General features: G+C 64.3%; 15 protein-coding genes and 1 pseudogene. 4 read left to right on the forward strand and 12 right to left on the reverse strand.

The features are described from left to right. Window positions 1-3 precede the first annotated feature (3 nt). Window positions 4-1,029: a polysaccharide biosynthesis protein gene (locus LJ760_RS00855; RefSeq protein ID WP_227918346.1), complete on the reverse strand. Its 1,026-nt coding sequence runs from the start codon at window positions 1,027-1,029 to the stop codon at window positions 4-6. Window positions 1,030-1,211: 182 nt separating this feature from the next. Between LJ760_RS00855 and LJ760_RS00860 the strand changes: the two genes are divergently transcribed. Both LJ760_RS00860 and LJ760_RS00865 read left to right on the forward strand, forming a co-directional pair. Next, the gene (locus LJ760_RS00860) at window positions 1,212-1,955 is read left to right on the forward strand and encodes a glycosyltransferase family 2 protein (RefSeq protein WP_227918347.1); all 744 of its coding nucleotides are present in this window, start codon (window positions 1,212-1,214) and stop codon (window positions 1,953-1,955) included. Then, complete coding sequence (locus tag LJ760_RS00865; protein WP_227918348.1) at window positions 1,952-2,377, forward strand: DUF2304 domain-containing protein; 426 nt, start codon at window positions 1,952-1,954, stop codon at window positions 2,375-2,377. The genes LJ760_RS00860 and LJ760_RS00865 overlap by 4 nt, the downstream gene beginning before the upstream one ends. Before the next feature lie 70 nt (window positions 2,378-2,447). Here the strand turns inward: LJ760_RS00865 and wecB are convergent, their stop codons facing one another. From wecB to LJ760_RS17450, 8 genes and pseudogenes are all read right to left on the reverse strand, one after another. Further along, window positions 2,448-3,596, reverse strand: coding sequence for a non-hydrolyzing UDP-N-acetylglucosamine 2-epimerase (wecB, locus tag LJ760_RS00870; protein WP_227918349.1), 1,149 nt, complete (start codon window positions 3,594-3,596; stop codon window positions 2,448-2,450). Next, the gene (locus LJ760_RS00875; RefSeq protein WP_227918350.1) at window positions 3,593-4,687 is read right to left on the reverse strand and encodes a polysaccharide biosynthesis C-terminal domain-containing protein; all 1,095 of its coding nucleotides are present in this window, start codon (window positions 4,685-4,687) and stop codon (window positions 3,593-3,595) included. Before LJ760_RS00875 ends, wecB begins: the two co-directional genes overlap by 4 nt. Before the next feature lie 49 nt (window positions 4,688-4,736). Further along, window positions 4,737-6,671: a DUF6541 family protein gene (locus LJ760_RS00880; RefSeq protein WP_227918351.1), complete on the reverse strand. Its 1,935-nt coding sequence runs from the start codon at window positions 6,669-6,671 to the stop codon at window positions 4,737-4,739. Between the two features lie 116 nt (window positions 6,672-6,787). After that, the gene (locus LJ760_RS00885; protein WP_227918544.1) at window positions 6,788-7,525 is read right to left on the reverse strand and encodes an ABC transporter ATP-binding protein; all 738 of its coding nucleotides are present in this window, start codon (window positions 7,523-7,525) and stop codon (window positions 6,788-6,790) included. A 2-nt stretch (window positions 7,526-7,527) separates the two neighbouring features. After that, window positions 7,528-8,397 carry an ABC transporter permease gene (locus tag LJ760_RS00890; protein ID WP_227918352.1) on the reverse strand — a complete coding sequence of 290 codons (870 nt, stop codon included), beginning with the start codon at window positions 8,395-8,397 and terminating at the stop codon, window positions 7,528-7,530. A 31-nt stretch (window positions 8,398-8,428) separates the two neighbouring features. Continuing rightward, the gene (locus LJ760_RS00895) at window positions 8,429-10,429 is read right to left on the reverse strand and encodes a glycosyltransferase (protein WP_374200034.1); all 2,001 of its coding nucleotides are present in this window, start codon (window positions 10,427-10,429) and stop codon (window positions 8,429-8,431) included. After that, window positions 10,426-11,628, reverse strand: a pseudogene (glf, locus tag LJ760_RS00900) (UDP-galactopyranose mutase); the annotation flags it as partial. The gene LJ760_RS00895 and the pseudogene glf, both read right to left, overlap by 4 nt. A 123-nt stretch (window positions 11,629-11,751) precedes the next feature. Further along, window positions 11,752-13,782, reverse strand: coding sequence for an acyltransferase family protein (locus LJ760_RS17450; protein ID WP_227918354.1), 2,031 nt, complete (start codon window positions 13,780-13,782; stop codon window positions 11,752-11,754). Between the two features lie 191 nt (window positions 13,783-13,973). On the opposite strand from LJ760_RS17450, the gene LJ760_RS00910 reads away from it, so the two are divergent. Continuing rightward, window positions 13,974-18,020 (forward strand): FtsK/SpoIIIE domain-containing protein, encoded by a 4,047-nt coding sequence (locus LJ760_RS00910; RefSeq protein WP_227918355.1) that lies wholly within the window; start codon window positions 13,974-13,976, stop codon window positions 18,018-18,020. Between the two features lie 55 nt (window positions 18,021-18,075). Here LJ760_RS00910 and LJ760_RS00915 read toward each other — a convergent pair whose 3' ends face one another. Continuing rightward, on the reverse strand, window positions 18,076-18,498 hold the full coding sequence (locus tag LJ760_RS00915; RefSeq protein WP_227918356.1) for a hypothetical protein: 423 nt from the start codon (window positions 18,496-18,498) through the stop codon (window positions 18,076-18,078). A 416-nt stretch (window positions 18,499-18,914) separates the two neighbouring features. On the opposite strand from LJ760_RS00915, the gene LJ760_RS00920 reads away from it, so the two are divergent. After that, window positions 18,915-19,163, forward strand: a complete 249-nt coding sequence (locus LJ760_RS00920; protein WP_055239553.1) for a WhiB family transcriptional regulator — start codon at window positions 18,915-18,917, stop codon at window positions 19,161-19,163. Between the two features lie 94 nt (window positions 19,164-19,257). Here the strand turns inward: LJ760_RS00920 and LJ760_RS00925 are convergent, their stop codons facing one another. Both LJ760_RS00925 and LJ760_RS00930 read right to left on the reverse strand, forming a co-directional pair. Next, complete coding sequence (locus tag LJ760_RS00925; RefSeq protein WP_227918357.1) at window positions 19,258-20,739, reverse strand: sensor histidine kinase; 1,482 nt, start codon at window positions 20,737-20,739, stop codon at window positions 19,258-19,260. Window positions 20,740-20,751: 12 nt separating this feature from the next. Then, window positions 20,752-25,608, reverse strand: a complete 4,857-nt coding sequence (locus LJ760_RS00930; protein ID WP_227918358.1) for an NAD-glutamate dehydrogenase — start codon at window positions 25,606-25,608, stop codon at window positions 20,752-20,754. Window positions 25,609-25,667: the final 59 nt, after the last annotated feature.

The raw sequence follows: 25,667 nt of genomic DNA on the forward strand, positions 1-25,667 counted from the left end.
GACTTAGCTGACCGCAGGTTCCTCGGCAAGCAGGTCACGCATGTACTGAGTGGTCATCACCTTGGTGACGACCTCGTCAATCGTGAGGCGCTCAGTGTTTTCCGACGTGTATTCCTCGGGAACCTGTGCCATGTCCTGGCCGTCGTCGAAGAACTTTCCGTAGTTCAGGTCACGCGTGTCGGCCGGAACGCGGAAGTAACCGCCGAGGTCCTCCGACTTGGCCCGCTCTTCGCGGGTCAGCAGGGTCTCGTGCGCCTTCTCGCCGTGCCGGGTGCCGATGGTGCGGATTTCGACGTCGGCGCGCATGATCTGCTTCATGGCTGCGGCGAGGTCCCCCACCGTTGACGCCGGAGCCTTCTGCACGAACAGGTCGCCTTGGTTCGCGTGTTCGAAAGCGAAGAGGACCAGGTCCACTGCCTCGTCGAGGTTCATGAGGAAACGGGTCATATCCGGATCGGTAACCGTCAGGTCCTTGCCGGCCTTGATCTGCTCGACAAAGAGCGGAATGACCGAACCGCGCGAAGCCATGACGTTTCCGTAGCGGGTGCAGGAAATCAGGGTGTCCTTGGGATCCACGTTCCGCGACTTGGCGATGACCACCTTTTCCATCATCGCCTTGGAGGTGCCCATGGCGTTGATCGGGTAGGCAGCCTTGTCCGTGGACAGGCAGACGACCTTCTTCACGCCGGCGTCAATGGCTGCCGTCAGGACATTGTCGGTCCCGATGACGTTGGTGCGCACTGCTTCCATGGGGAAGAACTCGCACGAGGGTACCTGCTTCAGTGCAGCTGCGTGGAAGATGTAGTCCACGCCGCGTACGGCTTCGCGCACGCTGTTGATGTCCCGCACGTCCCCGATGTAGAACTTGAGCTTGGGGCTGTTGAATTCCCGGCGCATGTCGTCCTGCTTCTTCTCATCACGGGAGAAGATCCGGATTTCAGCGATATCTGTGTGGAGGAAGTGCTTCAGCACAGCATTGCCGAACGAGCCGGTACCTCCGGTGATTAGCAGAGTCTTGTTCCTGAACAACTGGTCTCCTCAGGGATAGAAAATGTCGCGGGTTGATCCAATGCCGGACCCCGGAACCCCCTAGATGATATCAGCGGTTATGCCTTGGATCTGCCTGACGGGACGCGCGCCACATCACTTGAATGCCCCGCCGGGCGCCCGTCGATTAATGGCTGGCCGCATTCGCCGAGTAAACTCTAGGCATGTCATCTGAAATTTCCCCTCGTGTGCTGGTCATCATGCCTGCCTGGAATGAGTCCGAAACGGTAGGCCGGACCGTTCAGGAGATCCAGGACACGGACCGCGGCTACGACGTCTTGGTTGTGGATGACGGTTCCACCGACGGTACCGGCGTCGTAGCCGAAGCCGCCGGGGCCACCGTCCTGAAACTCCCCTTCAATATGGGCGTCGGCGGCGCGATGCGCGCCGGTTTCAAATACGCCCAGCGCCTTGGCTACGAAACGGTAATCCAGGTCGACGCCGACGGGCAGCATGATCCCGCCGAAATTGAAACCGTCCTGGCCGGACTGCAGCATGCGGATATTTCCATTGGCGCACGTTTCGCGGAGAAGGGAAACTATTCGGTTTCCGGCCCCCGGAAATGGGCAATGGTATTTCTTGCAGCCGTTATTTCCCGTCTCGCCAAGACCAAGCTGACAGATGTCACTTCCGGTTTCAGGGCGGGAAATGTCAAGGCGATAAACCAGTACATTGCGCATTATCCGGCCGAGTACCTCGGGGATACCATCGACTCCCTGGTGGTGGCTATCAAGTCCGGCTGCACAGTGACTCAGGTCCCGGTCGCCATGCGTGCCCGGCAGGGCGGACAGCCCAGCCACAACCCGGCCAAGGCAGCGATCTACCTGCTGCGTTCCGTATTCGCCCTCCTCTTTGCGTTGAGCCGCAGCGGGAGCAAGCCGCACCAGGCGGAGGTTGCCTCAAAATGATCAATATTGCCGCGTTTATATTCGCATTCGTTGTCGTCGCCCTCGTGCTCGAGTTGGTCCGGCGCAAGCACTTCAAGGAGAAATACGCTGCCCTCTGGCTGGTGGTCGGCATAGCGTCGCTGGTCCTGGCCGGCTGGCCCAACCTGCTGAACATCGTCAGTTCCGCAATCGGGGTACAGGTGGGTTCAAACTTCCTGTTCGGCATGTCTTTCCTGCTCCTGATCGGCGTCTGCCTGCACCTGTCCTGGGAACAGTCCGTCAGCGAAGAGGAAATCCGGGTTCTGGCGGAGGAAGTCGCTATCCTGCGGTCCTCGGTCCTGGCCCTGGAGGAGAAGGCCTCAGGCACCCCTTCCGACGCCGGACAGCTGCTGCGCAGCGATACCTCCCCGCAGGCCGGGGTGCAGCAAGCGCCCGGCCACTAGGCCCGCCGCGTCCAACGCAAAAAAGCTCCCCCCGCTGCCTGGCAGCGGGGGGAGCTTTTTAGTTGGGAGCTTAGGCCTTGTTCATGTTCAGCCCGGCCCGGCGGTGATGGCTGTGCGCCGTGGACCGGATGAAGTTGACCGTACGGCGCGAGGTATCCGCGATCTGGTACTCCGCAGGTGCATCGGCCAGCCCGTCGGTACCGGCCTGGTCCAGAACGATTTCGATCGCGTCAACGATCGAGTCCGTCTCGACGCCCGTGGTGATGATGACGCCGGAGTCCAGCGACTCGGGGCGCTCGATCCAGTCACGCAGGGTCACGGCCGGGAAGCCGAGGATGGAGGACTCTTCGCTGATCGTCCCGCTGTCGGAGAGAACCAGCTTTGCGGACATCTGCAGCTGGACGTAGTCGTTAAAGCCGAAGGGTGCGTGGAACCGCAGGCCCTGCTTCAGCTCCTCCGGCTGGTCCTCAAGCCGCTTGCGGGTGCGCGGGTGGGTGGAAACCAGCACCGGCAGACCGTAGTGCTCCGCAAGATGCTGCAGGGCACCCAGCACCTCCTTGAGGCGCTTGGGGTTGTCCACGTTTTCTTCGCGGTGCAGGCTGACCAGGAAGTACTCCCCGGCAGTCAGCCCCTGGTCTTCGAGGATATTGCTCTCGGCGATCTGCTTGGCGTTGGCTTCCAGCACCTCGCGCATCGGCGAACCGGTGAGCAGGATGCGGGACGGATGGATACCCTCGGCCAGCAGGTTACGGCGGGCATGTTCGGTGTAGACAAGGTTGTAGTCCGCAACGTGGTCCACCAGCCGGCGGTTGACTTCCTCCGGGACGTTCTCATCGAAGCAGCGGTTGCCTGCTTCCATGTGGTACACGGGAACCTTCAGGCGGCGCGCGATGAGCGCCGAGATGCAGCTGTTGGTATCACCCAGCACCACCATGGCGTCCGGCTTTTCCTGCAGCAGCACAGTCTCGAGCTTGGCGAGGATGCTGCCGAGGACCGCTCCGAGCGAACTCGTGTCCGCAGCAAGGAAGTGGTCCGGGCGGCGAAGGCCCAGGTCCTCGAAGAAGACCTCGTTGAGTTCGTAGTCGTAGTTCTGCCCGGTGTGCACAAGCACGTGTTCCGTAGACCGGTCAAGACGCCGGATGGTTGCGGCGAGACGGATGATCTCAGGCCGTGTTCCAACTACGGTGAGGACCTTGAGCTTGCGTGACGGGGTATTCATACTTCCTCCGGGAAGGTATCGGGTGATGCGGGATCAAAGATTTCGTTGACCCAGAATGCTGTGTAGAGCTCGTTGGGTCCGACGTTCGTAATGTTGTGCGACCACATTGTCGGCATGTCTATGGCAACAGGCTGTTCTCCGTTTACAGAATATCGAACGACCTCATCCGAGAACATTCGGCGCATGGCGATCTCGCCGGTGCCCGACATGACGACAAACCGCTCAATCTTGTGCCGGTGGTAGTGCTGCCCCCGGGTAATCCCCGGTTTGGTGGTGGAGAAGGAACTCTGTCCTTCGCCGCCTTCCGAGCGGATCAGTTCGACAAAGGACCCGCGCGGGTCCGTCTTGAGTTCCAGCACGCGCGGCAGGCCGTCGCCGGTCAGGAACGAACGGTAGGTATTGAAGAGGTTGCGCTCGAAATCGGAATCCAGCCGGGGGATGGTCCCGGTTGCGTAAGCCGCAGCCATGTCCTGGATACGCTCCAGCAGACCGCTCACGGAGCACTGCACCTCCACGAGCTCCTGCTCTTCGTGCCGGCGGACACCGAGCAGGACCTCGGCCGCGTCCTGCGCATGGAGCAGGGTGAGGACCTTGTCATCCTGGACGGTCGGCGTTTCACCGGCAGCGACAAGGTGGCAGAAGGTTGCCACCACGGAATTGTAGAAGGGCACACCGTGCTCGCCGAAGAGGTTCGGAAGGACTACGTCCTTGAACTCTGCCCCGGCACGGCCGGCGGCCTCGGCCAGGACGGCACCTGCTTCGCGCTTGGCCAGGCCGTAGACACTGTCGTTGTCCTGCTGGACCGAGTTGGCGTAGACGACGGTTTTGAGGTTCGCGGTATCAGCCGCTTCCAGCGCCTGTTCCATCTGGCGCGCGAAGCGGCGGTTCCCTTCGGCTACCTCTTCGTCGCTGCCGCGGTTCACGCCGGCAATATGGACCAGGATTTCCGCTCCGGACAGCGCGGCCGCTGCTTCGTCCAGGTTGAACCGATCCCCCACCCCGAGGCTCGTGCAGGATCGGCCGAGGCTGTGGGCAAGCACCCGCGTGTGCCATCCCAGGAAGCCGTTGCCGCCTGTGATTACGATACTCATGCTGTATTCCTTCTGTCTGTTATGTCTGAACGGACTGACGCAGCAGGTCCTACCTGCACGCCGTAATCTCGTAGAGTTTGGCTTCGCCCACCTGGTCCACCACGCGGCCCGCCCCGGTCTCTTCCAGGTCGCGGAGTCCTACGAATCCGTGATCGATGCCGTGGACTTCCTTCGTTCCGAAGTCCAGCACGTAATCCACGCCCGTGGATTCCACGGCCTGGCATACCTCGGGGTCCGCCGGAGCGTCCCGCAGCCGGTTGTAGATCGTATCGACGTCGTCGCCGTAGGTGGCGAGGATGTGCAGCTGGAGGGTTTGGCGGTCGGCAAGGGCGTAAGCCAGTGAGCTGCCGGTCCAGGGGTTCCCTGCGATCAGCGCGTCCTCGGGCACTTCATCGTCCAGCCGCTCCAGGAGTTCCAGTTCATCGTTGGAAATCAGGCTGGCGTCGGGAGTGACCTCGTAGCTTCGCTTGGCCGACTCGGCCGCCTGCCGGATGTTCGCCTTCTGCGTCAGATAGGCGGAGACCCCGACAAGCGCCACGGCCCCGACAAGGACGACTGCTACGTAGGCCGGACCTGCCGCTTTATTACGGATCCGTGCCAGGCCGGCGGCAACAGCCGGGAGGCGGGACGCCCAATCCAGCAGCTTCCATCCGCCGTACGCGGCAACCGGGACGGCCATTACCGGAATGAGGGCGGCGAGGCGCGGCGAGTCGTTGTACCAGACACCGGTCAGGTACATGCGGAGGTCGTCCTGCGGGAAGGACGAGACCACAACGTAGAAGCCCGTGAGGACCAGATACATGGAGGCGATCCATCGTGTCCCGCGCTGGGACAGGAGGAACGCCAAGCCGAAGGCGGTCAGGATAAACACTGCCCACGTCACCGGCCGCCCCAGGGCAGTGCCGGTGACGGCTTCGCCGATGGCCTGTCCGGTGGACTGGATAGGAACCCAGGTGGACGCAGCTTCAACAGGCCTGGCGACGGTCCACAGGTAGGCCACGACGCCGATATAGGCAGCGACCCCCAGCCACGGCCAGACCTTGTGCACCGGGCTGCGGCCGTCTGCGGGTTTCAGCGACTTCCTGAAGGCCAGCGCAAAGGCGGCAGGAATGAGCACGGCCAGCAGGGCCATCGTGGTGCTGGGATGCGCCAGGGTCATGCCCGGACTCACGGCGACGAGCAGCAGCCAGCGCACCAGCGGCGGGTAGGACACTTCAGCGGCCAGTCCCAGCGCATTCACCGCGGCGCCCAGCGCGACGGGGAGCAGCGCAATGGCCAGCACATTCGGGTTGAGGACGCCGTGGTCCAGCATCAGCAGCGGGAAGGAACCAAACGCCGCCGAGAGGACGCCGGCCAGCAGCACGAGTGCGCTCTTGCGGCCGAAGAGCTGCTGCACGAGATAGATGCATCCGAGCGGCCAGATAACGGCACCCGCGAACAGGTTTACGGCATTGACGGCAACCGGAATCCCTGCCGATCCGAGCTCGGCGACGAGGGCCACCATGTCATGCCACGCAGCAGGGTAGTAGTCGTTGCCGGCCATGCGGCCGACCTCGAACGTAGAAGCTGCGCCGGTCTCGAGGATGTACCGGATGGCGTTGAGGTGGAAGACATTGTCGAAGGTCTGGGAGAACGAATCCGGCTCACCAAACACCCAAAGCAGCCGTCGCCCGATAAGGACCACGGCTACTGCGACGGCAGCCGCGAGGGCCGCCGTGTACTTCCAGTCCCGCGGCTGGTCCCTCCGGGTTACGCTGCGCCGGGTCCACCACGACGCCGCGAACGCCGCCGCACACGCCAGCACGGTTACCAGCACGCTGCCGGCGATCCAGCCCAGGCCGACCATGGGCGCAACGATCGACCCCACGGACACCAGGGAGACGGTCAGCGCCGGGGCCAATGCCAGCAGCGGATAGCCTCGAACTCCGCCCAGCAGGGCAACCAGCAGCCCTGGAAGCAGGAAGATTCCGGTGGTCGCAAGCAACAATGGAACTTCGGACCACCAGGACACTCTTACCTACCTCAGATTGCTAAAAGAATACGATCAGCGTAATACATGGGCCGCACCCGGCCGGGAGCGGCGCAGCGGATTCGACAGAATCAGTTGGCGTTATTGCCGCGCAGGCGGTCGACGACGTCGCGCACTGGCCCGTCCATCACCACTTCGCCATGTTCAAGCAGCACGCCGCGCTCACAGATCCGTGACACCAGATCGAGGTCATGGCTGACCACTACGAGGGTCTTGCCCTCCCCCGCCAGCTGCTTGATCTTGTCGATGCACTTCCGCTGGAACGGCTCGTCACCCACGGCGAGGATCTCGTCCACGAGGAAGACCTCGGGATCCGTGTGGACCGCGACGGAAAACGCGAGCCTGAGATACATGCCCGAGGAATAGAACTTCACCTCGGTATCTATGAAGTGGCCGATCTCCGAGAACTCCACGATGGAATCGAACTTCGCGTTGATCTCGTCCTCGGTCATCCCGAGGATCGCGCCGTTCAGGTAGACGTTGTCCCTGCCGCTCAGATCGTGGTGGAAACCTGCACCCACCTCGATCAGGCCGGCCACGCGGCCGCGGGTTCCCACGGTTCCGGTGTCCGGGCGCATAACGCCCGATATGTGCTTCAGCAGGGTGGATTTGCCGGAGCCGTTCAGGCCCAGCAGTGCCACTGTCTCACCCTGCTCGATGTCGAGGGATACACCCTTGAGCGCATGGAACTTTTCGGATAGGTCGCCCTTCCGGCCCTTGACCAGCCAGACGAAGGCTTCCTTCATGGAGCGGGTGTGCCGCAAAACAAACTGCTTGCTTACGTTATGTACTTCGATGGCGTTTGCCACGGTCACAGCTCCTGCGCGAAACGGCCTTCAAGGCGACGGAAGACGAGCTGGCCGATCAGCAGTACAGCTGCCGATACAACCAGTGCGATAGGTATCCACATGGACAACAGGTTCGGCGGAATCGCCTCCGCACCGTCGGTGGTGGGAAGCCAGAACGCGAAGTGGAACGTTTCCACGGCCACGGTGATCGGGTTCAGCTGGTAGAGGTTGAAGAACGTATCCCCCAGCTTCGTCTGGACCATGTTCCAGGAGTACAGCACCGGAGATGCCCAGGTTGCGATCATGAGCAGCATGTCCACCAGGTTCTCCGCGTCGCGGAAGTAGACGTTCACCGCTCCGAAGAGCAGCCCCAGTCCGGTGGCGAGCATTCCCACGATGATGAAGCCGGCAGCGCCGGCCGCCAACTGCAGCAGGGAGGGCCTCCAGCCGTTGAATAGGCACGCAACGAGGAGGATCAGGATCTGCGGCACGAAGTGGACGCCCGAGACCCACACCGACGCTACGGGGAACAGCTGCCGCGGCAGATAGATCTTCTTGATCAATCCGCCGTTCCCCACAATGGACCGCGACGCGTTCCCCAAGGCTTCGGTGAAGAAGTTGATCAGCACGATGCCCGAGAAGAGGTAGATGGCGTAGTTCGGCAGGCCGCGGGGGTTACCGGGGCTCTGTTCCAAATTCAGGAAGACACCCAGGGCGATGTAGAAGACAACAAACTGGACGCCCGGCTTGACGTAGGACCAGAGAAGGCCCAGCACCGATCCCCGGTACCTGACCTTGAGTTCCTTGGATACCAGGAGCTTAAGCAGGAAACGGTGCTTCAGGATATCCCCGAGGCTTCCGCTCCGCCCCGGTACCGTGAGCTCGTCATTCATAGGGGCTGCCCCTGACTTCGTGGCGCGGATACTAGTCACCGGGGTTCTCATCGAAGGTCTTCTGCCACGCTTCCATGGACGTAATGTCCGGCAGGGCGTCGCGGTACCGTGCACTGAGCTCTTCCCAGTCGGCGAAGAGCTTCGCCTTCAGCATCGCCGCTTCGGAAAGCATGCTGCGGACCTTCTTCGGGTCACGCTGGTACCAGGAGGCACCCGTACCGTCGGCATTGGACACGATCGCGCTGTCCAGCTTGGAAAGAACCCACCACTTGCTGTCCTGATTGGCGACGACGAGCTGCGGCTTTTCCCGCGATTCGGCGGCGGGCGGAATGACCGCCTGCTTCAGGACCGTTTTGGCAGCCCACGGAATCAGGCCGGCCAGGGAAGGCGACTTGGTGCTGATGGGCTTCTTCGGCGGCTTGCGCATGTGCGGCTCGGGGAAGGCCGAGGGCTCCTGCTTGACAACGCTGTCCGTGTACTCGGACCGCATGGCACGAAGCTGGGGCATCATGGCCGGCAGGGATTCGTGCAGCTTTTCAGGCCCCTGGAGAACGTCCCGCAGGGCCATGAGACGGGCCTTCTGCGGGTAGTACTGCATCGAGAACAGGTGCTTGACGTCGGTGTTCATGCTTTCGCGCAGGATCCGGCCGCCCTTGGCATACGGAGAATGCAGCAGCGTTGCAATCAGTCGGTTGCGCTCGTGGAAATACGCCTGCCAGTCGACGGAGTCGTCCTTGTCGGCCCAGGAAACGTGCCAGACCGCAGCACCGGGAAGCGAAACCGTGGCGTAGCCCATTGACCGTGCACGCAGGGAGTACTCGGCGTCGTCCCACTTGATGAAGACCGGCAGGGACAACCCAATTTCCCTGATGATCTGGGTCGGAATGAGGCACATCCACCAGCCGTTGTAGTCGGCATCCCAGCGGCGGTGCAGGATGGAGGAGGACCGCAGGCCTTCGAGAGCGAAGTCGTGGTTGGCCAGGCCGTCCACCGGTCCCCACCGGAAGCGGTACTGGTTAACGACCTCGGCGTAGGCGTTGAGGACCGACTTGTTGTACATGTCGAACATGTGCCCGCCCACGATGGTGGGCTTCCGGCACATGTCCGCGAATGCGGCCGCCCGCAGGATGCCTTCGGTCTCGAGGACAATGTCGTCGTCGAGCAGCATCACATAGTCGGAGCGCCCGGCTTTCACGGTCTCGCTCATGTTCCGGGCGAAGCCGCCGGACCCGCCCAGGTTGCCCTGGTTGATGATGCGCAGCTGACTGCCCATCGCAGCCGCAACGTCGCTGAACCCGGCCTCGTCTGCAACCTTCTGGTTGCCCTGGTCCACAATGATCAGTTCGTCCAGGATCGCCAGGACGCCGTCGTCGCCCTGGATCGCCTTGATGGTGTTCAGGCAGTAGTCCGGGCGGTTGAACGTGGTAACACCAAGGGTGATGCTGCCGGCGGGCTTGTCGGAAACGGCGCTCCAGTCCGCAGACTCCAGCTCCATCCCCTCGGAATCGGCAATGAGGTCGAACCAGTACCAGCCGCCGTCGCCGAACGGTGCAAGCGTGAGCTCGAAATCGCACGTACCGGAACCGGTTACCTGGCGGGATTCCACCCGCTGGGCCGCGCCGCGGGCGTTGGACTTGTAGACAACTACAGTGCCTTCACCGGCAGTGGATACGCGCAGGATGACGCTCTCCACGGTCGTCCAGCGGCGCCAGTAGCTGGCCGGGAACGCGTTGAAGTAGGAGCCGAAGGAAAGGCGCTCACCAGGACGGACGCGGACCGATGAACGGCCGAGAATGTCCTCGGGGTGCAGTTGACGGCCGGAAGGAGCGACGACGCTGCGCTTCCGGGTGGAGTTTTCGTCCAGGCCGCCCTTGCCCGTGTCGCTGTCGATGTAGAGCGGCAAGGTGTCGAGGTCCTTGTCATTGGGCAATACGACCCGCTGGAGGATCCGCAGCCCGGAGTCGTCACGCCCGGGACGCGCCGTCGTAATACCGGGAAGGTAGCCCGTCTCGTCTATTGTCTCGCTGCTCACGCGTCCACTCCTCCGCTTTCCAGCTTTGCGCCACCGGTGAAGTGGGGCTTGATCTTATTGTCATACATCGACAAGGCAGAGCCGATCGCCATGTGCATGTCCAGGTACTTGTAGGTACCCAGGCGTCCGCCGAAGAGAACGGACTTTTCCCCCTTGGCCAGGTCGCGGTAAGCCAGGAGCTTCGCCCGGTCCTCGGCCGTGTTCACGGGGTAGTACGGCTCGTCGCCCTTCTCCGCGAAGCGTGAGTACTCACGCATGATGACGGTTGCGTCCTTGGTGTATTCACGCTCGGGGTGGAAGTGCCGGAACTCGTGGATCCGGGTGTAGGGAACATCCTCGTCCGGGTAGTTCATGACCGACGTGCCCTGGAAGTCCTCCATCGGCAGCACCTCTTCTTCGAGGTCGATCGTGCGCCAGGACAGGTCCCCTTCGGCGTAGTCGAAGTAGCGGTCCACGGCGCCGGTGTAGATGACCGGAACCTGGCCCAGGGTGCTGTTGCGGGAGAACTCGTGGCCCTCATCGAAGAAGTCGGTCTTCAGGTGCACCTGGATGTTCGGGTGATCGGCCATCCGCTCGATCCACGCCGTGTAACCGTCGACAGGCAGGCCCTCGTACTTGTCATTGAAGTACCGGTTGTCGTAGTTGTACCGGACGGGAAGGCGGCTGATGATTTCAGCCGGCAGGTCCTTGGGATCCGTCTGCCACTGCTTGCCCGTGTAGTACTTGATGAAAGCCTCGTACAGCGGGCGTCCAATGAGCTGGATCCCCTTGTCGTTAAGGTTTGCCGGGTCGGTGCCGGCGAGCTCTCCGGCCTGTTCCAGGATCAGGGCCTTTGCCTCGGCCGGACCCATGGAAGCGCGGAAGAACTGGTTGATCGTGCCCAGGTTGATGGGCATGGAGTACACCTCGCCCTTGTGGCTGGTGTAGACCTTGTGCACGTAGTTGGTGAATTCGGTGAACCGGTTGACGTATTCCCAGACGCGCTCGTTGGAGGTGTGGAACAGGTGGGCACCGTACCGGTGCACCTCGATTCCCGTCTGGGCTTCGTTCTCGCTATAGGCGTTGCCGCCAATGTGATGGCGGCGGTCCAGGACGGCGACCTTCAGGCCCAGTTCCTTTGCAGCACGCTCGGCTACGGTCAGGCCGAAAAAGCCCGACCCAACGACGACGAGGTCAACGTTCACTTGTTTCTCCTGTTTGGTACGGTATGGCCGAACCGGCGTATACCCGGGTCAAGGGTATCCGACTATTGCCGCGCAGGCACTTTCAGCGCACCCTGCGGACCGGCGTCGGCGGCCCTGGCGGCCACTTGCAGGGTGCCGCTACCAGCTGACCGCCTGGTGGAATCTTTGCTCGAATTCCGTGGCCATGGACGCCGTAAAGCCGGCGGTCAGGTGGTTGTCGTCGAGGTAGACGTAGGTGTTCCCGATCACCGGCGTGCAGAGCCCCCCGGGACAGATCAGATCCGAGAAGTCGATGAATGAAGTGCCTCCGGCGTATTCGGCGGGCGGAAACACCGGGGACAGCTGGAGCGGAACGGCGCAGTCTTCGGGACCATTCACCTCGGCACAGACCTGCATGTCGAAGGCGAAGCGGGGATTGTCGCGGATACCGACGACTTCGATTCCAGCGTCACTGAGCTGTTCGGCCGCATCCGGGAAACCGTCCATCATGGGGTCGGCGCCTTGGTCGGCCCTCGCCGCAGTGGCAACGGTAACCACGGCATCGGGCTTCATCTCCAGGGCGTAGTCAGTTGCCGCCTCGTTGAACCGGCTGCAGCCCTGCGGATCATTATCCGAAACGTCACCGTAGGGACAGCCGCCCCGCAGTAACGCTACGATCCGATAGTTGTGCGTTTCGGCCATCGGTTCGATCGCTTCGATCCACTGCTGCGCATGCGAGCTGCCGATGATAAGGATCGTCCGCTCCGCCGAACCGGTGTTCGAGGTGCTGAAGCAGCCGTCTTCGAGAATCGGGTCCGACGGGCCGTCCGGGATCTGCGAGCATTTCAGCGGGAGGTCTCCCCAGCTCTGCGGATCGGCGGCCGATGCCGGACGGACCGGCACTCCCGTCGGCGCGCCGTCGTATCCCGGAAGGAGGACCCGCGCCCCGGGGTAGTTGATCTCGGCTTCCGCCTGCAGCTTGTCATCCTGCACCTTGAGCGCATATTGCAAGCCCGCCAACGGCACCGCCACCACGGCTAAGCAGGCCACTATCACGGTGACGGCGCGCTTCCCGGCAGCCGGTCCCTGCACCGCACGGAGGGGATTGTCTACAAAGCGGGTTGTCAGATACGCCAGTGCCAGTGAAAGCGCAATGATGAACGAACCCCCGACAAGCCCCACTTCCTGCCGGTCCCGCCAGGCAAGGTAAATGACCAGCACGGGCCAGTGCCACAGATAAAGCGCATAGGACATATCCCCCATCCGCACCAGGGGGCCCCAGGACAGGAACCGGTCCACACCGAAACGGCTGCCGGTCTGTCCGGCCAGGATTACCAGCGCCGCCGCCACCAGGGGCCAAAGCGCCACAAACCCGGGGAACTGCCCCTGCACGTCGAGGATGAACCCGCCGCTAAGGATCGCGGCCAGGCCGATCCATCCGGCGGCTACCCTCAGGCCCCTGCCCGGATGCAGGTAGGGAAGGGCAAGGGCGAGCAAGGTGCCGAAGGCAAATTCCCACAACCGCGTACGGGTATCGAAGTAGGCGTGGGCCTGGTTTGTGTAGGTCTCAATGACAGAGAAGGCCAGAGACGCTGCAAAGACCACCCCGAAAACCCCTAGGACAACACTGCGGAACCGCTTCCGCCATGCCCTGGCAATCAGGGCACAGAGCGCAAACAGCAACGGCCAGAGGATGAAGACCTGGCCCTGTACCGACAGCGACCAGAAATGCTGGAACGGGCTCGCGACGCTGTGGTCTGCCGCGTAGTAGTCCACGGAGTTCGCGGCCAGGGCCCAGTTCTGTACGTACAGCAGCGACGTCCAGGCCTGGGAGAAGATCTCCGTCCACCGGCTTCGGGGCACGAACAGCACCGTAGCGACGAGCGTACCCAGGATCACGACCGCCGCGGCGGGCAGCAGGCGTTTGAAAACACGCGTCCAGTACTGCCGCAGGTACAGTCCCTGGCCGGTCTCGCCTTTCCGGATGAAGGAGAGCGAGAGCAGGAAAGCAGAGACCAGGAGGAAGACGTCCACACCCCCGGACACCCGGCCGAACCAGATGTGGTAGCTGGCCACCATGAGGACTGCCAGCGCCCGGAGGCCCTGTACCTCTGGTCGGTATCCGGGTTTGGCTGCCGTCGGCGAAAGCCGGTCCGCTGACTGCGGGAAAAACGAAATCTGGCGGGTCACACTGGCCTTTCTGAAGTGAGAATCCCCCACATGGAGTTTACTGCTGCCAGCTCACCTTCCCTGCACAGGCGGTGCCCTCCGAGCCGTTATCCCCAGGTCCGGACTGCGGCGACTGATGCCGCCGGGCGGTCCGTACGCTGAATTTCCTCAACAGCAGGCTCGGCGAAACTGCCGCACGGTTTGGAGGGAATTTGCTGCTTCATGTGACCATTGCCTCGGCGCCGGGCACGGTTCCGCCGGCGGGCATGACCCGGCGTGAGTTGGTGATCAAGATGACTGCAGCACTTTCCGGAAGCGCTGTAGCGGCCCTCCTTGAGCAGCGCTACGGCCAGGGACGGTATACGATCCACGGTTCCGCGCTGGAGGAGCTGACGCCAGGCGAAGCCCCGTTCATCACCGGAGCCGTGATCCTCCATTCCACGGGATCACCCGACGGCGTCCCCGGCGCCGATACGGCTCACCCAGGCGCCCCTCCCCTGCGCCTGGCTGTCTGCGCCGGACCGGATGCCGGGAGCATCATTGCCCTGCAACGGGGTATCCACACCATCGGCAGGGCGGGACCGGCGGACGGCGGGGCCCCGCCGCAGATCGGCATTGCCGACCCGGCCTTGTCCCGGCAGCACGCGGAGCTGGTTGTGGGAGCCGAAACAGTGCTGCTTAGGGATCTGGGTTCCGCCAACGGCACCTGGGTCGACGGCCGCCGCGTCCGCAGGGCCGCTGTGGATACCGGCTCTACCCTGAGGTTTGGCTACAGCAGTTGCCGGCTGTTCCTTCCCTCCGCGTGGCAGGAGACACCGGGTCCTCCGGAAGACCCCTTCCAGCCACTGACCGTCCGGTTTCCGGAGCACGGAGCCAAAACCGGGCTTCTCCTGGTGGGGGCGCTGCTTCCGTTGGTCCTGGGCATCGTGCTCGCATTGGCGACCGGCATGTGGATGTTCCTCGCCTTCAGCGCCGTCTCCGCAGTCACCGCCCTGATTACCGCTGCTGGTGCCCGCCGCCGGCGCCGCGAACAGGCCGCTGAAATTGCCCGGGCTGCGGAAGAGGACGGTCGACGGCGGAGACTGGCTGCACCGGATCCCGGAGCGACCGCATTGGCCGTGGAATCAGTGCTGCAGCGGAACGGCCGGGTGCCCAGCACCCCGGAGTGTCCGGTGCGGATCGGAGCGGGCACGCAGCCGGCGAACCTGGAGGCGGTTCCGCCGCAGCCGCATTTCGCACCGCCGCAGCTGACTGAGGTACCGGTGGTCCTGTTCCTGGGGAAGGACCGGGAGATCTGCCTGCAGGGGTCCGCGCGTGATACTGCTGCCCTGGGGAGAACACTGCTCCTGCAGGCGTCCGCCGCGGCCGGCCCGCTCATTGTCTGTGTCGGGACCGCCGCAGAACTGGAAACATCCGCCAGGTTCCTGCCCCGCGTCGCCCTTGCGGCGCTGCCGGCGGCTTCGCCTGCGGCCGTCGGTTCCGCTTCCGCCCGCTTACGCACCCTTATAAGCGATCTCCCCGTTCCCGCCGGAGACGACCCGTTCGTCCTGTTCGTCCACCGTTCCTGGGCGGAGCACGCCGGGCAGCTGCTCCAGGCCCTGCCCGAACCCCACTTTGCACACGCGGGCATCATCAGGATCGGGGGGCCGCCCGCGCCGGTGACCGTGACGCTGCTGGGAGGCCGTGGAACCTTTGCGTCGGGGGGATCCACTTTCGACTTTGTTCCCGACTTGATCCAGCCTGGCACCTTCGAGCGGCTCAGTCGGCGGCTGGCGGCCCGCCGGCTCCCGATCCCGCTGCCCGCCGAGGCACCGGGCAGGCTCCCATCCTCAGCCGCTTTCGACGAATTCCATCCGCTGTCACCGGATCAGCTCCTGGGCGGTTGGCAGGCAAATGCCCGGGTTGACGGCGGCGCGGCCGTCGTCGGTGTCTCACCATCCGGGCCGGTAACCCTGGACCTGGATAAGGACGGCCCGCATTTCCTGGTGGCGGGAACCACCGGGTCCGGAAAATCCGAGTTCCTGCGCACCTTCGTGGGTTCCCTGGCTGCTTCGCATCCCCCAACACTGTTCACCGTCCTGCTGATCGATTTCAAGGGAGGGTCCGGCCTTGGCCCCCTCGCCCCGTTGCCGCACTCCGTGGGGCTCCTGACCGATTTCTCCGCAGAGACCGTAGCGCGGGCGCTTGTCTCCCTGCGTGCCGAGGTCCGCCGCCGGGAAGTTCTTCTCGCCGGCGCGGGGGCGGACAACCTTTCCGCCTACAACGCGGGACGCAGCCCGGCGGAGGGGCTCCCCCGGTTGCTGGTGGTGGTTGACGAATTCCGGATGCTCGCGGACGAGGTGCCTGCTGCCCTTCCCGAGCTGCTGCGGATTGCCGCCATCGGACGTTCGCTCGGGCTGCATCTCCTGCTGGCAACGCAGCGCCCCCAGGGAGCCATCACCACCGACATCCGGGCGAACATTGCCACGAGCATCGCACTGCGCGTTCAGTCCGGCGTCGAGTCCCGCGACGTCATCAACACGGACACGGCGGCCGCCATCCCTCCGGATATCCCGGGACGGGCCTACGTCAGCAAAGGAGGCCTGCCCCCGCACCTGTTTCAAAGCCTGTCCACGTCCCTGCGCGGCGGGACGGGCGAGAGCCCCCTCAAGGAACTGGCGGAGCATTACCGTTCCCCGGGTGCCGACGCCGTGGGAGACCCGAAGGCGCTGAACCGGGTGGTTTCCGCAGTTCGGGCGGCAGCTGCCATCGGGGGATTTCCTGTTCCGTTCAGCCCAGTACGGCCGCCCCTCCCCTCTTCCTTGACCGCGGACCAGCTCACCCGCTGCGCCGACGACATCCTGGAGCGGCTGCCGGGTGGCCTAGTGCTCGGCCTGCTGGACGAACCGGGAAAACAACGGCAGCGCACACTGTGCTGGCGTCCGGCTGCAGACTCGCATCTGGCGCTCCTGGGTGCCCCGAGGTCCGGGGCACCGGACGCCCTTGAGCTCATCGCCGGGATGCACCTCGCCGAATTGCCCGGCCGGCATCTGTACATTCTGGACTCGGACGGCAGCCTTGCCTGGCTCGCGGCCGCAGAGCAGACCGGCGCCTATGTGGGCGCCGATGACACGGCCCGCGCCGCCCGTGTCCTGGCCTATCTGGGTTCCCTGATCCTCCAGGCTCCGGCGCCTGCGACGTCCCGGGCACCGGGCCGCCGCAGGCAGGCCGGAAGCGTCGACCCGCAGCACTCCGGCATTGGCATGGCCGCCGACGGCAGAGCCGCTGGAGGGACCACGCTAATCATTACCGGCTGGGCCCGCTGGTGTACGGCGTTCCGGGCCGGCCGCGGGCTGTCCGGGGAAGAGGATCTGGCGGACCTTGTCCGAGACGGGGAACGGGCCGGTATCTGCGTCGTGCTGGCCGGGGACCGGGAGGTCCTCAATGCCCGCTTCTTTCCCCACATCCCCAACCGCATGTTCTTCCCCGCGGATGCCAGCGCCGAAACACTGCTGATCTGGCCACGGCTTCCGCCCATGGACCGGGTGAGGGGACGCGCCTTGGTTCAAGGACGATGCGGAACCGCAGAAGGTCTGTCTGCCCAGCTGCTCGCGCACGACCCACGGGAAGATCCGGAGCAGCTGATGCCGCTGCCGCCGGGCCGCCGGCGGCCGCACCGGATTGAAAACCTGCCTGTGTCCGTCCTACCCTCAGCACTGGGGCCGGCTCCGACGACGGACCATCTGCCCGTTGGTGTGTACGGAGACGAACTCGACACCGCTTCAGTCCGGATGCCGCCCGGATCGGTTTTCCTGGTGGCCGGGCCGCGGGCTTCGGGCCGAACTTCGTTCCTGCGTCAACTGCAGCGCGCCGCCGACTCCTCCCTGGAGTGTTGCCTGGTGTCGACCCAGGAAGAACTGGAACCGGTGTTTTCCGCCATGGAACGGCAGCAGGAGGATCTGCGCCGCTTCCTGATCCTGGTGGACGACTCGGATTCCCTGCCGGCGCCGGCCCATCAAAGACTCGCCGGGGTCCAGGCACGAGGCGCCAGGATTGTCCTCGCGGCAGTGTCCGGGCACCAGTTGACTGCGCGCGTCCCGCTGGCCTTGCACATCCGATCGGCACCGCACGGGGCACTGCTGCGGCCCGTGACGCAGGCGGACGGGGACGTGTTCGGCGTGCGGGTTGATCCGGCCGCCCGCCGTCCGCCGGGCCGGTGCTACCTCGTCGACGGGACCGAGGTCCTCGAAGCGCAGGCAGCCTATGATCCTGCCGACTAACGACGCGTGCTCCGGACGGTTGGTTTTCCGGGGACCGGCGGGACCGGGATGCCGGCTAGAAGGTTTTGCTGCTGTCCGTGAGCCGGCTGGTGTGAGCCAGGACAGGCTTTGTGAACAGGAGCAGCAGGACCGCCGCAGCGGGCAGCAGCAACCCGAGGCCGGCCAGGACCAGGCCTGCCTGCAGGGTCGGAACCGCCAGGATCACCACGAAGAGCTGCCAGACCAGGGCTGCGGAGCGGGTCCAGCGGTAACCGCGGAAAAAGAAGTGCCCCACTGCCAGCAGCCACACTGCGAGGGCCACGGCGAAGACCAGCGTGAAGACGGCGCCGCCCATGGACAGCGGCGTGGAGGTCGCCAGTTGGTAGCCGTACCACGCCGCGAAACCAAGCAGGCAAAGGGCTTCGAGTACGAGCACGGCGGCGATGGCAAGCACAGCGGGGGCACGCTGCACCGAGGGAGGTTTCTGGGGTGTTGACACACTGGCAGAATACCGGACATAGTTCCCCTTGGAGCCCCGAAGGAGCTCGGCGGCCCAGCAGACAACTCTTCACGGCCCCCGGCAAAGGGACCGGTTCGGCCCTGTCCTTACGTCACGTTGACCACCCGACCGACACCCGAGGTAAGCCGCGGGTAAGCCGCAACAATGGCTGGTTGTGTGACTTCCGGAACTGGAACTAATAGCAATTCCCGGTTCGCTGCACACAGGTAATGTGATGCATCCCTCAGCCCTGCGGCCATATTTTCCGCTTGTTACCCCTTGTTTGCTTTGGCCGGACGTGCCACGCTAGAAGAAGGGAAAACAGGGGCCGAAACCGGCCCCTTTAGTTTGTAGTTGCTCGTGAATGTTTTCACAAACACGTAGGAGTCAACTTTTCAGAGGAGATAGTGATCAACATGGATTGGCGGAGCCGCGCAGCTTGCCTGGATAAAGATCCGGAGCTTTTCTTTCCCGTGGGCAATACCGGCCCGGCTCTTCTTCAGATCGAAGAAGCCAAGAGCGTCTGTCGCCGCTGCCCGGTGATCGACACCTGCCTCCAGTGGGCAATCGAAACCGGCCAGGACGCCGGCGTATGGGGCGGCATGAGCGAAGACGAACGCCGCGCGTTGAAGCGCCGCGCAGCGCGCGCCCGCCGCGCCTCGTAAGCAGGACTTCCCCGGCGGAAATGATGCCGGTACAACAAAGGGCCGCTGCCATTGGCAGCGGCCCTTTGTTGTACCGGGAGCATCCCTGCTTAGATCAAGTACGCCGGTATTCGGTATCCAGGCCCATGTCGATCCGGACTTCCGTGCCGCCGCTTTCGCCTGCGGACCACTCGATGGTGCCGTCCAGTTCGCTCTGGACCAGGGTCCGGACAATCTGCAGGCCCAGGCCCTCCCGCCGCGGTCCGGGCGGCAGGCCCACGCCGTCGTCGCTCACCGTCACGGTGAGCCGTTCCTCACGGCCGGCTTCGCCGTGCCGCTGCGCAGCCAGTCCGACTGTGCCGCGACGGCCCGCCAGCCCGTGTTCAACCGCGTTGGTCACCAGTTCGTTGATGACCAGGGCCAGTGGAGTGGCAAGGTCGCTCGGAAGTTCGCCGAAGGATCCTTCGCGGCGGGTCCGGACTTCCTGCGTCGGCGAGGCAACTTCGGCGGACAGCCGGAACTGGCGGTCGATCAGCTCGTCGAAGTCCACGTTCTGCGTCAGGCCCTGGGACAGGGTCTCGTGCACCAGCGCGATGGTGGACACGCGGCGCATGGCCTGGGCAAGGCCCAGCTTGCCTTCATCGCTCTCCATCCGCCGTGACTGCATCCGCAGCAACGCCGCAACGGTCTGGAGGTTGTTCTTCACCCGGTGGTGGATTTCGCGGATGGTGGCGTCTTTTGACACCAGTTCCATCTCGCGGCGGCGCAGTTCGGAGACATCGCGGCACAGAACCAGGGCACCGAAACGTTCCTTTTCGTCCCGCAGCGGGATGGCACGCAGGGAGAGGCTTACGCCGCGGGACTCGATCTCCGTCCGCCACGGCATCCGCCCGGTGACCACCAGCGGCAGCGTTTCATCAACCATGCGGCGGTCCTTGAGCAGCGCCGTGGTGATCTCCGCAAGGGAACGCCCCTCGAGGGTCTCCATGTCGCCCAGCCGGCGGAAAGCAGAGACGCCGTTAGGACTGGCGTACTGCACTATCCCTTCGGCATCAAGCCGGATCAGCCCGTCTCCCACGCGGGGAGCACCCCGGCGCGACCCGGTAGGCGTGGCGAAGTCGGGCCAGAGGCCCAGCGTTCCCATCCGCAGCAGGTCGTAGGCACATTGCCGGTACGTCAGTTCCAGGCGCGAGGGCATCCGGGAGCTGGACAGGTCCATGTGTGAGGTCACCACAGCCAGGGTCCGGCCGTTGCGGACGAACGGAATCGCTTCCACCCGCATGGCTGTTTCCGCGGTCCAGCTGGTTTCGCTGGACCGCTCTATGTGCTGGCTTCGCCAGGCAGCGTCGACCAGCGGGTGCAGGTCCGCGCGGATGCGTTCGCCGACAAAGTCGCTGTGGAACACCGTGTGCGACGTCGACGGGCGGGCATGCGCCAGCGCCACGTAGCCGCCGTCGGGCACGGGGAACCACAAGGCCAGGTCGGCGAACGCGAGATCGGCAACAAGCTGCCAGTCCCCCACCAGCAGGTGCAGCCATTCGGCGTCGCCGGGGCCGAAATCCGCATGGTCCTTGATCGGATCGGTAAAGATTGCCACTGGTACCCCGAACTAGCGGCGGACGATGGAACGAAGCAGGCGAAGGGCGACTGAAAGCGATGCCATGTCGTCCTCCTCCAGGCGGTTTACTTCGCTGAACATCTTGGAGGCGCGCTGCAGGTGGTCGGCATTCTCCTGCTCCCATGCCTGCAGGCGCTCCGACGGATCCGCGCCGGACCGGTCAGGAGTAGCCTCCAGCACAGCCACCGTCATATCGGCCACCGTCGAGTACAGGTCATCACGCAGGGCTGCGCGGGCCAGCGACTGCCACCTGTCTTCCCGGGGCAGCTTCGTGATCCGGTTCAGCAGGTCGTCAATCCCGTACTGGTCGTAGACGGCGTAGTACACGCCGGCGACTTCGTCAGCCGGAACTCCGGTTGCCTTGCTGGACAGGGCAACATCGAGCAGGCCGAACGACTCGAACTGCTCAGCCCAGTACGTCCCCAGGTCCTTCGGGATGTCCAGCTCGCGGGCCTTCTGCAGCATGCCTTCCACCCGCTCGGCATCGGAGCCGCGCAGGAAACGCGTCAGGTCCGAGATCAACGGCTGGACGACGGGCCGGAACGCCTCGATGTCCTCGGCGATGGTTGTTCCCCGGCCAACGTGGTTGACGAACCAGCGCACCGCGCGGTCCAGCAGGCGCCGCAGGTCCAAATGCACCATGGACCAGGTGTCCGTCGGGAAGCCGGCGGGAAGGCCGCCTAGTTCCGCCAGGACCTTGTCAATGCCGTAGATCTCCCGCAGCGCGGTGAAGGCGCGGGCCGTCTCCGCTTCGGTCGCTGAGGTTTCCTCGATCACCCGGAAGGCGAAAGTAATGCCGCCGATGTTGATCATGTCGTTGGCCACCACAGTGGAGATGATTTCGCGGCGCAGCGGATGGGTGTCCAGCTGGTCCCCGAAACGCTCGACAATCTGCTTCGGGAAATACCGGCGCAGGGTGCCGGCAAAGTAGGGGTCGTCGGCCAGGTTCGAGCGCGTCAGGGCCTTCGTGAGCTCGATCTTTGCGTACGCCGCAAGCACGGCCAGTTCCGGCGACGTCAGGCCGCCCTCGCCCGCCGCAATGCGTGCGTGCAGTTCCTGGTTGCCGGGCAGCGCCTCGAGCTCGCGGTCAAGGTCCGCATGTTCCTCGAGCCAGTCCATCAGGCGCTCGAAACTCGGGCTGGATTCCACGACCCGCTGCCGGTCGTTGAGCAGCAGCATGTTCTGGTCGATGTTGTCCTGCAGGACGAGCTGCCCGACTTCGTCCGTCATCGAGTGAAGGAACTCCGCACGCTCCTGCGGATCCAACCGGCCGGCCGCGACCATCCGGTCCACGAAGATCTTGATGTTCACTTCGTGGTCCGAGCAGTCCACGCCTGCGGAGTTGTCGATCGCGTCGGTATTGAGGATGACCCCGGCGCGGGCTGCCTCGATGCGTCCGCGCTGCGTCATTCCCAGGTTTCCGCCTTCGCCGACAACCTTGACCCGGAGGTCACGGCCGTCCACGCGGATGGCGTCATTTGCCTTGTCTCCGACATCGGCGGAGGTCTCGGCCGAGGACTTCACGTAGGTGCCGATACCGCCGTTGTAGAGCAGGTCCACCGGTGCCGTAAGGATGGCTTTCAACAACTCGGGCGGGCTCATCTTGGTTGCCGTGTCGGGCAGGCCCAGAACCTTGCGAACCTCCGACGACAGCGGAATGCTCTTGGACTGGCGCGGGAAAATGCCGCCGCCGGCGCTGATCAAGGACTCGTCATAGTCCGCCCACGACGAGCGGGGAAGCTCGAAGAGGCGCTGCCGTTCGGCATGGGACCGGGCGGCGTCGGGGTTCGGATCCAGGAAGATGTGCCGGTGGTCGAAGGCGGCCACCAGCTTGATGTGTTCGGACAAAAGCATGCCGTTGCCGAACACGTCGCCGCTCATGTCGCCGACACCCACCACGGTGAAGTCCTGGCTCTGGGTGTCGATACCGAGTTCGCTGAAGTGCCGCTTGACCGACTCCCACGCGCCGCGGGCGGTGATGCCCATGGCCTTGTGGTCGTAACCCACGGATCCGCCCGAGGCGAAGGCGTCACCAAGCCAGAAGCCGTAGTCGGCGGAGATGGAGTTGGCAATGTCGGAGAACGACGCCGTGCCCTTGTCCGCAGCCACCACCAGGTAGCTGTCGTCACCGTCGTGGCGGACCACGCGCTCCGGCGGCACTACTTCCTCACCGGACTCCTTGACCACGAGGTTGTCAGTCAGGTCCAGCATGCCCCGGATGAAGGTGCGGTAGCTGTTCTTCCCCTCTTCCATCCAGGCACCGCGGTCCACTGCGGGATCGGGAAGCTTCTTGGCGTAAAAACCGCCCTTGGCGCCGGTCGGAACGATCACTGCGTTCTTGACCGTCTGGGCCTTGACCAGCCCCAGGACTTCGGTGCGGAAGTCTTCGCGCCGGTCGGACCAGCGCAGCCCGCCGCGGGCTACCTCGCCGAAGCGCAGGTGCACGCCTTCCACCCGTGGCGAGTAGACCCAGATTTCGTACTTCGGGCGGGGGAACGGAGCGCCGTCGATGGCTCCGGTGTTCAGCTTGAAACTGACGTACGCCTTGTCCTGGTAGAAATTGGTGCGCAGCGTGGCGTTGATCAGGGTGGCAAAGGTACGCAGCACGCGGTCGGCGTCGAGCGTCGGCACCTGCTCGAGGCCAGCCTCCAGGGCGGCGCCGGCCTGCTCGACGGCGGCCCGCCGCTCGTCCTCCGTCAGGTCCGGATCAAAGCGTCCTTCGAAGAGCGCGATCAGCGCACGGGCGACGTCGGGGTTCGCCAGCAGTGTGCCTGCCACGAAACCGTAGGAGTTCGCCGTGCCGACCTGGCGCATGTACTTTGCGTACGCCCGAAGGATGACCACCTGGCGCCAGCGCAGTCCCTGCCGCAGGATCAACCGGTCAAAAGCGTCGGACTCGGCAGTCCCGGACAAACCGGCACGGAAGGCTTCGGCCAGCAGGGAACCGGTCTCCATCGGATCGATGCCGGCCGGGTAAACGAGGCCCAGGTCGTAAAGGTAGAAGGTCGTACCGTCGCCCCGCCGGATCTCGAAGGGCCGTTCGTCGAGCACTTCCAACCCGAGGTTGTGCAGGAACGGCAGGATCTGGGTCAGCGATTTCGGCTCGGTCAGGTAAAGCTTCAGCCGGGCGTCCTCGGGCCCTTCACCTTCGGTGCCGGCGTCGTCGGTGCCGGACGGAATGTAGACGAACAGTTCCGGCGCGGTTTCGGGGCGGGCGAGCCGTGCTTCGAAGCGGGCAATGTCCTCCAGTGCGTCTTCGACTTCGTAGGCCACGCGGTAGGCGGCCGGGAAGGCGTCAGCCCAGAGAGCGGAGAGCTTTTCTGCCTCCTGGCGGGAGAACTGGGTGCGGACTACCTCTTCGATGCCCTCGCTCCATGACCGTGTCGCCTGCACGAGCCGTGCCTGAAGTTCAGCGGCGTCAACGTCGGTGATTTCCTGGCCGCGGGGAAGCCGGATCCGGAAGAAGAGGCGGGCGAGGGCGGATTCCGTCATCCGTGCTTCGAAATCGATGGACTCTGCGTTGAAGGTGGAGCGCAGTTCATCCTGGATACGCAGCCGGACCGGCGTGGTGTAGCGGTCGCGGGGCAGGAAGACGATGGCGGACATGAACCGGCCGTAGATGTCCGGCCGGAGGAACAACCGCGTGCGCCGCCGCTCCTGCAGGCGAAGGATGGCCAGGGACGTATCCAGCAGCGTCGAGGGGTCGATCTGGAAGAGTTCGTCGCGCGGGTAGGTTTCCAGGATGGAGAGCAGGTCCTTGCCCGAATGCGAATCGGCCGGGAAACCGCAGGTACGCATCACATCGCGGACCTTGTCCCGAACGATCGGGATGCTGCGCACGGAGCCGGTATAGGCACCGGTGGCGAAGAGCCCGATAAAACGGCGTTCACCGTTGACGTTGCCCTGCTCGTCGAATCGCTTGACCCCGAGGTAATCGAGGTAGGCAGGCCGGTGCACGGTGGAACGTGAGTTGGCTTTCGTAATCACCAGGGCGCGCTTTTCACGTGCCTTTGCGCGGCCTGCACCTGTCAGTCGCTGGACCCGCCGGGTGGAGTGCAGGCGCAGCAGCCCCAGACCGCTGCCTTCAGTGGGGCGGAGGGCATCTTCGCCGTCTTCGGTGATGAGGTCGTATTCCCGGTAGCCCAGGAAGGTGAAGTTACCGTTGTCCAGCCACGTCAGCAGTTCGCGTGCCTGCTGCAGGTCGGGGATGTCCCGGGCCCCGGGCACCGCTTCGAGGGAACGCGCAATCTCGTGCACCTTCGAGCGCATGGCCGGCCAGTCCGAGACCGCGATCCGCACGTCGCCCAGCACCTTCTGCAGGCCTTCGACGAGTTCGGAGCGCTTCTCCTCGTCGGTAATGCGGGCAACATCGATGGCTATCCAGGATTCCACCTTGGTGGTGCCGCCGTCGCCGCCCAAGAGGTCGGCCAGGTTCGGCAGGGCGGCGGTGTCGCCGCTGGAGACGCCGGCTGCAGCGGGAACCCGCTGCACCTGCTGCAGCTCCCCGGTCCGGGGATCCCGGGTGGCCAGGAAAATGGGGTGCACTACCAGCCGGATAGCGGCGTTGCGGCGCACCACCTCTGCCGTAACGGAGTCGACAAGGAAGGGCATGTCATCCGTGACAATAAGGATGACGCTGGTGTCGCCTTGATCCACCATGTCGACGGCGGCGGTGCCTTCGGCGCGGGTCAGCGCCAGTTCCATGTGCTTCTGCGCCCGCTCCCTTAGGACCGACGGCGCGTAGGCCTGCGCATCTTCACGCGCCAGATGCTCGTAGTAGTTCCCGATGAATTCATCCAGGGAAGTGTCCGAACTGAAAAGATCCGCGATGCGGGATCCTGACGACATGTAATACGCCTCCGATAGTACTTACATCCGGCTGCCCCGTTGCAGCCTCTTCTTATCGA

This window comes from Arthrobacter sp. zg-Y895 (genome assembly GCF_020731025.1).
GTDB lineage: Bacteria > Actinomycetota > Actinomycetes > Actinomycetales > Micrococcaceae > Arthrobacter_B.

Bases quoted from the DNA above. Each gene is read 5' to 3' on its own strand.
- LJ760_RS00860 (WP_227918347.1), top strand. From the start codon at position 1,212: ATGTCATCTGAAATTTCCCCTCGTGTGCTGGTCATCATGCCTGCCTGG.
- LJ760_RS00865 (WP_227918348.1), top strand. From the start codon at position 1,952: ATGATCAATATTGCCGCGTTTATATTCGCATTCGTTGTCGTCGCCCTC.
- wecB (WP_227918349.1), bottom strand. From the start codon at position 3,596: ATGAATACCCCGTCACGCAAGCTCAAGGTCCTCACCGTAGTTGGAACA.
- LJ760_RS00875 (WP_227918350.1), bottom strand. From the start codon at position 4,687: ATGAGTATCGTAATCACAGGCGGCAACGGCTTCCTGGGATGGCACACG.
- LJ760_RS00890 (WP_227918352.1), bottom strand. From the start codon at position 8,397: ATGAATGACGAGCTCACGGTACCGGGGCGGAGCGGAAGCCTCGGGGAT.
- LJ760_RS00920 (WP_055239553.1), top strand. From the start codon at position 18,915: ATGGATTGGCGGAGCCGCGCAGCTTGCCTGGATAAAGATCCGGAGCTT.
- LJ760_RS00930 (WP_227918358.1), bottom strand. From the start codon at position 25,608: ATGTCGTCAGGATCCCGCATCGCGGATCTTTTCAGTTCGGACACTTCC.